Annotated in this window: 8 protein-coding genes; 7 read left to right on the top strand and 1 reads right to left on the bottom strand. The window is 73.2% G+C overall.

Features of this window, described 5'->3' with window-relative positions:
* Positions 1–3 precede the first annotated feature (3 nt).
* From ABD308_RS35260 to ABD308_RS35235, 6 genes are all read left to right on the top strand, one after another.
* Positions 4–1,320, top strand: a complete 1,317-nt coding sequence (locus ABD308_RS35260; protein ID WP_344344092.1) for a nucleotide sugar dehydrogenase — start codon at positions 4–6, stop codon at positions 1,318–1,320.
* A 160-nt stretch (positions 1,321–1,480) separates the two neighbouring features.
* Positions 1,481–2,740: a DUF445 domain-containing protein gene (locus tag ABD308_RS35255; protein WP_344344090.1), complete on the top strand. Its 1,260-nt coding sequence runs from the start codon at positions 1,481–1,483 to the stop codon at positions 2,738–2,740.
* Positions 2,741–2,889: 149 nt separating this feature from the next.
* Entirely contained in the window at positions 2,890–3,957 is a 1,068-nt protein-coding gene (locus ABD308_RS35250) for an adenosine deaminase (protein WP_344344088.1), read from the top strand.
* A 147-nt stretch (positions 3,958–4,104) separates the two neighbouring features.
* Positions 4,105–4,671, top strand: coding sequence for a hypothetical protein (locus ABD308_RS35245; protein ID WP_344344086.1), 567 nt, complete (start codon positions 4,105–4,107; stop codon positions 4,669–4,671).
* Between the two features lie 88 nt (positions 4,672–4,759).
* Positions 4,760–5,596, top strand: coding sequence for a DUF4097 family beta strand repeat-containing protein (locus tag ABD308_RS35240; RefSeq protein ID WP_344344084.1), 837 nt, complete (start codon positions 4,760–4,762; stop codon positions 5,594–5,596).
* A gap of 39 nt (positions 5,597–5,635) precedes the next feature.
* Positions 5,636–5,833, top strand: a complete 198-nt coding sequence (locus ABD308_RS35235) for a hypothetical protein (protein ID WP_344344082.1) — start codon at positions 5,636–5,638, stop codon at positions 5,831–5,833.
* On the opposite strand, the gene ABD308_RS35230 is transcribed toward ABD308_RS35235, so the two are convergent.
* Positions 5,796–6,524 carry a TetR/AcrR family transcriptional regulator gene (locus ABD308_RS35230; protein WP_344344080.1) on the bottom strand — a complete coding sequence of 243 codons (729 nt, stop codon included), beginning with the start codon at positions 6,522–6,524 and terminating at the stop codon, positions 5,796–5,798. The two genes, ABD308_RS35235 and ABD308_RS35230, sit on opposite strands and share 38 nt — an antisense overlap.
* A 161-nt stretch (positions 6,525–6,685) precedes the next feature.
* Between ABD308_RS35230 and ABD308_RS35225 the strand changes: the two genes are divergently transcribed.
* Positions 6,686–8,203, top strand: coding sequence for an MFS transporter (locus ABD308_RS35225; RefSeq protein WP_344344078.1), 1,518 nt, complete (start codon positions 6,686–6,688; stop codon positions 8,201–8,203).
* Positions 8,204–8,225: the final 22 nt, after the last annotated feature.

The following is an 8,225-nucleotide window of genomic DNA, read 5'->3' as shown; positions in this document are numbered from 1 at the left end:
CCGGTGAACGGGCTCGACATCTGCGTGGTCGGCCTCGGCAAGCTCGGCCTGCCGCTGGCCGTCCAGTTCGCCGCCAGGGGCCACCGGGTGACCGGCGCCGACGTCGCCCCGCCGGTCGTCGAGGCCGTCAACCAGGGCCGGCCGCCGTTCCCCCGGGAGGCCGGCCTGGACGAGGCGCTCAAGCGGGTGGTCGCCGAGGGGCGGCTGCGCGCCACCACCGACACGGCGGCGGCCGTCGCCGGGTCCGAGGCCGTCGTCCTGGTCGTCCCGCTGGTCACCACCGCCGACGGCACGCCCGACTTCACCCTGCTCGACGCCGCCACCGACGCCGTCGCGGCCGGGCTGCGCCGGGGCGCGCTGGTCAGCTACGAGACCACCCTGCCGGTCGGCGTCACCCGGGGCCGCTGGGCGCCCCGGCTGGCGGCCGGCTCCGGGCTCGCCCCCGGCCGGGACTTCGCGCTGGTGTTCAGCCCGGAGCGGGTCCGCACCGGCCGGGTCTTCGCCGACCTGCGCCGCTACCCCAAGCTGGTCGGCGGGATCGACCCGGCCGCGACCCGGCGCGGCGCCGAGTTCTACCGGGCGGTGCTGGACTTCGACCCGCGCCCGGACCTGGACGCCCTGGGCCGGCCGAACGGCGTCTGGGAGCTGGAGTCCGCCGAGGCCGCCGAGTTCGCCAAGCTCGCCGAGACCACCTACCGGGACGTCAACATCGCGCTGGCCAACCAGTTCGCCCGCTACGCGGACCGGGTCGGGGTGGACTTCGCGGCGGTCGCGGACGCCTGCAACTCGCAGCCGTTCAGCCATCTGCACCGGCCGGGCGTCGCGGTCGGCGGCCACTGCATCCCGGTCTACCCGAGGCTCTACCTGTGGAACGACCCCTCGGCGACGGTGGTCCGCGCGGCGCGGGCGGCCAACCTGGAGATGCCGGGGTACGCGGTCGGGGTGCTGGACGGCGCGCTGGACGGCGGGCTCGCCGGGCAGGGCGTGCTGGTGCTCGGCGCCGCGTACCGGGGCGGGGTCAAGGAGACCGCGTACTCGGGGGTGTTCCCGCTGGTCGAGGCGCTGCGCGCGGCCGGCGCCCGGCCGTACGTGGCCGACCCGCTGTACCCGGCCGGGGAGCTGACAGCGCTGGGCCTGCCCGCGCACGGCGGCGAGCCGGTGGCGGCGGCGGTGCTCCAGGCCGACCACCCGGAGTACCGGGAGCTGGCGCCGGCCGACCTGCCGGGCGTCCGGGTGCTGCTGGACGGGCGGCGGTGCACCGATCCGGCCCGGTGGACGGGCGTGGACGGGGTGCGCCGGATCGTGCTCGGCGGCGCGTAACGCGCACTGCACGCCGCTTTCCCGCCCTCCGGATCCGCTCGCGCGGGCGGGCGCGTAAACCCGACCGGCGCGCGATACCCAGACGCGCCGTCCGTTCGCGCCGGGCAGCGGGCAGACTGGCGGGGTGAGCGACGAAGCCTTCAGCGGGACCGGCCCCGGGATGCGGTTCACCGCGGCCGATGAGGAGAAGAGACGCGGCGTCCGCCGGATGAAGACCATCGCGACCGGCCTGCTGGGCCTCGCGACCCTGGTCTTCGCCCTGGCCACCTGGGCCAAGGCGGCCGGCGCCGGCGCCTGGGCGGGCTATCTGGCCGCCGCCGCCGAGGCCGGCATGGTCGGCGCGCTGGCCGACTGGTTCGCGGTGACCGCGCTGTTCCGCCGTCCCTTCGGCCTGCCCATTCCGCACACCGCCATCATCCCGACCAAGAAGGACGCCTTCGGGCGCTCGCTCGGCGACTTCGTCGGCGAGAACTTCCTCTCCGGCCACGTGGTGCGCGGCCGGCTCGCCGCGCTCGGCATCGCCCGGCGGCTCGGCGAGTGGCTGGCCGCGCCCGGCAGCGCCGAGCGGGTCACCAAGGAGGCCTCGGCGGCGCTGCGCGGCGTGCTCGCGGTGCTGCGCGACGACGACGTGCAGGCGGTCGTCGCCGAGGCGGTCACCCGGCGGGCCGCCGCCACCTCGGTCGCCGAGCCGGCCGGCCGGATGCTCGGCAAGGTGGTCGCGGACGGCGGTCACCACGGGGTGGTCGACCTGATCACCGTCCGGGCGCACGACTGGCTCACCGACAACCACGCCGAGGTGGTCCAGCGGGTGACCCAGAAGACCCCCGGGTGGACCCCGAAGTTCATCGACCACCAGGTCGGCGAGCGGGTGTACAAGGAGCTGATGCGGTTCGTCACCGACATACGGGACGACCAGCGGCACCCGGCGCGCGGCGCGATCGACAAGTTCCTCGCCGACTTCGCCACCGAGCTGCAGACCGACCCGGAGACCATCGCCCGGGTCGAGCGGGCCAAGGGCGAACTGCTCGTCCGGCCCGAGGTGCAGGACCTCATCGCCTCCACCTGGGCCGCCGTCCGCTCGCTGGTGCTGAACGCCGCCGAGGACGAGGAGAGCGAGCTGCGCCGGCGCATCCGCGAGGGCGTGCGCGGCTTCGGTACGCGCCTGGCCACCGATGCCAAGCTGCAGGCCAAGGTGGACGGCTGGCTCCAGGACGCCGCCCAGTACCTGGTCGACACCTACCGGGCCGAGATCACCTCGCTGATCTCCGAGACGGTGGCGGGCTGGGACGCCGAGGACGCCTCGCGCAAGATCGAGGCCAACGTCGGCCGGGATCTCCAGTTCATCCGGATCAACGGCACCGTGGTCGGCGCGCTGGCCGGTCTGCTGATCCACACCGCGGCGGTCGCGCTCGGCGGCTGAGCGTCGTCTGCCTATCCTTGCCAGCACCGCTCGAAGCGCTGCTTGAACACTGCTTGCAGCGCCTTGCAGCGCCTTGAAGCACCGCTTGAAACGCGCGTAGAACCCAGAGAAGAAGGGCACCACCCGTGGTCCAGCCGGACGGAAGTCGGATCGGAACCCCCAGCGCCAGCGGCCCCGCGGCCCCCGCGGACCGCTCCATCGAGGCGTTCATCGCCGCGATGCCCAAGGCGGAGCTGCACGTCCACCACGTCGGGTCGGCCTCGCCCCGGGTGGTGGCCGAGCTGGCCGCCCGCCACGAGGGCCGGGCCAGGGTGCCCGCCGACCCGCAGGCCCTCGCCGAGTACTTCACCTTCACGGACTTCGCGCACTTCATCGAGGTCTACCTGAGCGTGGTGGACCTCATCCGCGACGCCGAGGACGTCCGCGCCCTGACCTACGGCGTCGCCGAGGACATGGCCCGGCAGAACATCCGCTACGCCGAGCTGACCGTCACCCCCTACTCCTCGGTCAGCCGGGGCATCCCCGACGTCGCCTTCATGGAGGCCATCGAGGACGCCCGGCTGCGCGCCGAGAAGGAGCTCGGGGTGGTGCTCCGGTGGTGCTTCGACATCCCCGGCGAGGCCGGTCTGGCCGCCGCCGAGGAGACCGCCCGGCTCGCCGTCGACCTCGCTCCGGAGGGGCTGGTCAGCTTCGGCCTCGGCGGCCCGGAGATCGGCGTCCCGCGCCCGCAGTTCAAGCCCTACTTCGACCGGGCGCGGGCGGCCGGCCTGCGCAGCGTCCCGCACGCGGGCGAGACCACCGGACCGGAGACGGTCTGGGACGCGCTGCGGGTGCTCGGCGCCGAGCGCATCGGCCACGGCACCCAGGCGGTCAACGACCCGGCGCTGCTCGAACACCTGGGCGAGCACCGGATCCCGCTGGAGGTCTGCCCGACCTCCAACATCGCCACCCGCGCGGTGGAGCGGATCGAGGACCACCCGCTCAAGCGGATGGTCGACTCCGGGCTGCTGGTGACCGTCAACAGCGACGACCCGCCGATGTTCGGCACCGACCTCAACACCGAGTACGCGGTGGCGGCCAGGCTGCTCGGGCTGGACGAGGCCGGGGTGGCGGCGCTGGCGAAGAACGCGGTGGAGGCGTCCTTCCTCGACGCCCCGGGCAAGGCCCGGCTGGCGGGCGAGATCGACGCCCACCTGACGCGGTGGCGCCAGCACTGACCTGCGCTTTTCCGTCCCCGAGGGCCCCGTCGGCGTGCGCCGGCGGGGCCTTTGGTGTCCGATGGCGCCGTTCACTCGTTCGAGTGGCGCCATGATGTGGTGCCAAAAAGGCTCGACATGGCGCCACGGGTGTGCCATTCTCTAGCCATGGATCTCACGCCGTACGTCGACAACCTCCGGCACGAGCTCGCGGTGGCCGCGGGCGCGGGCGGAGACGAGGCGCGCGCCCTGGCCGAGCGCCTCACCCTGCCGCTGGAATCGGCCGCCCGGCTGACGCTGCTGAACGCGCTGTCCGACGCCATGGGGGAGGTGACACGGGAGCTGGCCCCCGGCTCGGTGGACGTCCGGCTGCGCGGGCTGGACCCCGAGTTCGTGGTCTCGGCGCCACCGGGCGCCGATTCCTTCCACGACACCGAGCCGGTCGGCGCCGCCATGGTGCCACCGGTGCCGCCGGTGGTGTCATCCGCCGCGTCCGCCCTCTCCGCCGGAGGCCCGGGCGAGGCGGCCGACGACGGCAACACCGCCCGGATCAACTTCCGCCTCCCCGCCCACCTCAAGGCCCGGGTCGAGGAGGCCGCCGGGCAGGAAGGACTCTCGGTCAACGCCTGGCTGGTCCGGGCGGTGGCCGCCGCGCTGGACCCGGGCACGCCCGCCCGGCCCGAGCCGCGGACCAGGCGGGCCACCGGCCAGGGGTTCACCGGCTGGGTTCGGTAGCCGGCCCGCCCACCGCACCATCCATCCGCCAACTCTCACCCTTTCCACCTGCGGAAACGCAGGGCAGAGCCACGAGGACGGGACACCCATGCCTTCTTTCGACACCCCCGACCCGATCAGCGTCACCCTGGAGTTCGACATCGGCTCGGTGCGGATCACCGCGGCCAAGCGCACCGACACGGTGGTCGAGGTGCGCCCGGCCGACCCGGGGTCCGAGGCGGACGTCCGGATCGCCGAGCAGACCAAGGTCACCTGCGCCAACGGCGCGCTGGTCCTCAAGGCCCCGAAGAAGCGCTCGATCTTCGGCCGGGCGGGATCGATCGACGTCACGGTCGAGGTGCCGACCGGCTCGGAGATCCGCGGTGACGTCCCGATGGGCGACTTCACGTTGGAGGGCGTCTTCGGCGACTGCCGGCTCAAGACCTCGGTCGGCCGGATCCAGGTCGGCGAGGCGGCCACCGTCCACCTGCGGAGCGACCACGGGGAGGTCCGGCTGGGGCGGGCCGGCGGGGACGCCGAGGTGCAGTCCTCCGGCCGGATCGAGATCAACGGCGTCGAGGGCGCCCTGACGGTCAAGAACCTCAACGGCGAGACGGTGGTCGGGCAGGTCGGCGGCGAACTGCGGGCCAACTCCTCCAACGGCGCCATCACCGTCGGCGCCGCGCTCGCCGGGGTCGACGCCAAGTCCGCCCACGGCAGCATCCGGATCGGCGAGCTGGTCCGCGGCCGCACCGTCCTGCAGACCTCCATCGGCGACCTGGAGATCGGCGTCCGGGAGGGCACCGCCGCCTGGCTCGACGTGCACACCAAGGTCGGCGGGGTCCGCACCGAACTGGAGGCCTCGAACGCGCCGGGGGAGGCCGTGGAGCAGCTGGAGGTGCGGGCCCGGACCCAGCTCGGCGACATCGTGATCCGGCGCGCCTGACCGGCCGCCGACCCGACCCGGCACAGGGGGAGGACCAGCATGACCACCACCATCAGCACCATCGGCAGCACGCCCGGGCCGGGCACGGCGATCTCCGCCGTCGGCCTGGCCGAACTCAAGCGGCGCGTCCCCGGCGGTCACCTCCGGCTCCACTTCGCCCGCCCCGCCGACCTCGACGCCGCCGCGCGCTGTTCGACTCCTATCGCGGCAGCCGGAGCGCCAGGCCGTCGAGGATGACGTTCAGGCCGTAGGCGAACTTCTCCTGCCGCAGGACGGCCGGGTCGTTGACGGCGTTGGCCGCGGCGTCGGCGAAGGCGTCGGACAGGAACGTGTGGCCGGCCACCGCCTCCTGGGCGGAGGGCATCAACCGGGCGATGAACTCGGCCTCGGTCTGGCCGCTGCGCATCACCGTGGTGAGGAAGGCGGCCTCGGTGGTGCCCATCCCGAGCACGTAGGAGAGCGTGGTGTCGATCGCCCGGGCCGGCTCCGGGAAGCCGGCCGCCGAGAAGAGCGCCGCCATCCGCTCGGAGACGGTGATCAGGTTGGGGCCCAGGTAGACCAGTCCGGCCTGGCCGATGACGGACCCCAGCCAGCGGTGGCGCAGCGTGGTGTCCCGGAAGGCCTCGCAGGTCGAGGTGACGTCGGCCCGCCAGTCGGAGGCGCCGGGGTCCGGGACGGGGATCTCACCGAAGACCTCGTCCACCGCGAGTTCGATCAGCTCGTCCTTGGTGGCGACGTGCCGGTAGAGGGAGGTCGCGCCGGCGTTGAGGCGGGCGCCGAGCTTGCGCATCGACAGCGCCTCGACCCCGTCGGCGTCGAGCATGGCGATCGCCTCGCGGACGATCGCCTCCCGGCTGAGCGCGGGCTGTTCGGGCTCGCGCCGCCGCCGGGCCCACACGGACGGGATCGGGTTCGTCTTGGCGGCCATCGGCCGGTCCTCCCTCTGGGGATCGGTGCAAGGAAATCCCTGCGCACACCGTTCGCACCGAGCGTACAGTAAGCAGGGTTGCGCACGCCGTTCCGCACTGCGTACGGTGTGCGCATCGATAGAACATCGTACGCACTGTCGTGCTTCGGAGGGGAAGAATCATGGAAGGCCGTAACCCACGGCGCTGGTGGATCCTGATCGTGCTGTGCCTCAGCACGCTGGTCCTGGTGGTCGACAGCATGGCGCTGACCGTGGCGGTGCCGTCGATGACCGAGGACCTGAAGGCCACCGCCCAGGACACCCAGTGGATCCTGGACTCCTACATCCTGGTCTTCGCCGGACTGCTGCTGACCTCCGGAAGCCTCGGCGACCGGTTCGGCCGGCGGAAGGTCATGATCATCGGCCTGCTGCTCTTCGGGGCGGCCTCGCTGGCGGCGACGGTCTGCACCAACCCCGGTGAGGTCATCGCGAGCCGGGTGGCGATGGGCGTCGGCGGTGCGCTGATCATGCCCTCGACGCTGTCCATCCTCATCACCGTCTTCGAGGAGGACGAGCGGGGCAAGGCCATGGCGGCCTGGGGCTCGGTCTCGATGCTCGGCCTGGTCGGCAGCCCGGTGCTCGGCGGTGTGCTGATCGACCACTTCTCCTGGCACTCGATCTTCTTCATCAACGTGCCGGTGGTGGTGCTGGCGATCACCGCCGCGCTGGTCCTGATGCCCGAGTCCAAGGGGCCGTGGCAGAAGCCGGACCCGCTGGGCGCGGTGCTCTCGGCGGTCGGCATGACCGCGATGATCTGGTGGATCATCGAGATCCCCAAGCACGGCGCGTTCGGCGGAAGCTCGCTGGTCTCCCTGGCGATCGGGGTGGTGGCCCTCGGCGGCTTCGTGATCTGGGAGAACGTGGTGGCCGAGCCGATGGTCCCGCTGGCGCTCTTCAAGCAGCGCAACTTCAGCGGTGGTTCGCTCTCGCTGACCCTGGTCCAGATCGGCAACGGCGGTCTGCTGCTCGTTCTCACCCAGTACCTGCAGTTCGTGCTGAACTACTCGCCGGTCAAGGCGGGCCTGGCCTTCGTGCCGATGGCGGTCGCCGCCCTGATCGGCAACGGCGCCGGCGCCGGCCTGACCGCCAGGATCGGCTTCCGCCCGCTGGTCCTGGTCGGCATGGGGCTGATGGCCGGCTCGTTCGTCCTGCTCAGCACGGTCGACGCGGACACCGGCTTCACCGTCCCGGCGGTGGCGCTGGCCCTGCTCGGCCTGGGCGCCGGTCTCGCGATGCCGGCCGCGGTCGGCGCGCTGATGGGGGAGATCCCGCCGGAGAAGGCGGGCGTCGGCTCCGCCCTGAACGACACCATCCAGCAGGCGGGCACCGCGCTCGGCATCGCGATCCTCGGCTCGCTGCTGGCCAGCGGGTACGCCGACAAGATGCCGGCGGGCTCCTCCGAGCCGGCCAGGCAGTCGATCATCGGCGCGCTGGCCGAGGCCGGGGCCAAGGGTGACGCGGGCCTGGCCCACGCGGCCCGGGAGGCGTTCACCTCGGCGATGTCCACCACCCTCGTGGTGAGCGCGGTGGGCGTCCTCGCGGCGGCCCTGCTGGCGGCGGTGGTGCTGCGGAACAAGAAGCCCGCCGCCGCGGAGACGCCGGGGACCTCGAAGGAGGACGTCGCCGAGTTGGCGGTGTGACCGGACGGGGCGGGAAGCGACG

Source organism: Kitasatospora putterlickiae, from assembly GCF_039527695.1.
Classification (GTDB): Bacteria; Actinomycetota; Actinomycetes; order Streptomycetales; family Streptomycetaceae; genus Kitasatospora; species Kitasatospora putterlickiae.
This window is presented reverse-complemented; position numbering and strand designations above follow the sequence as displayed.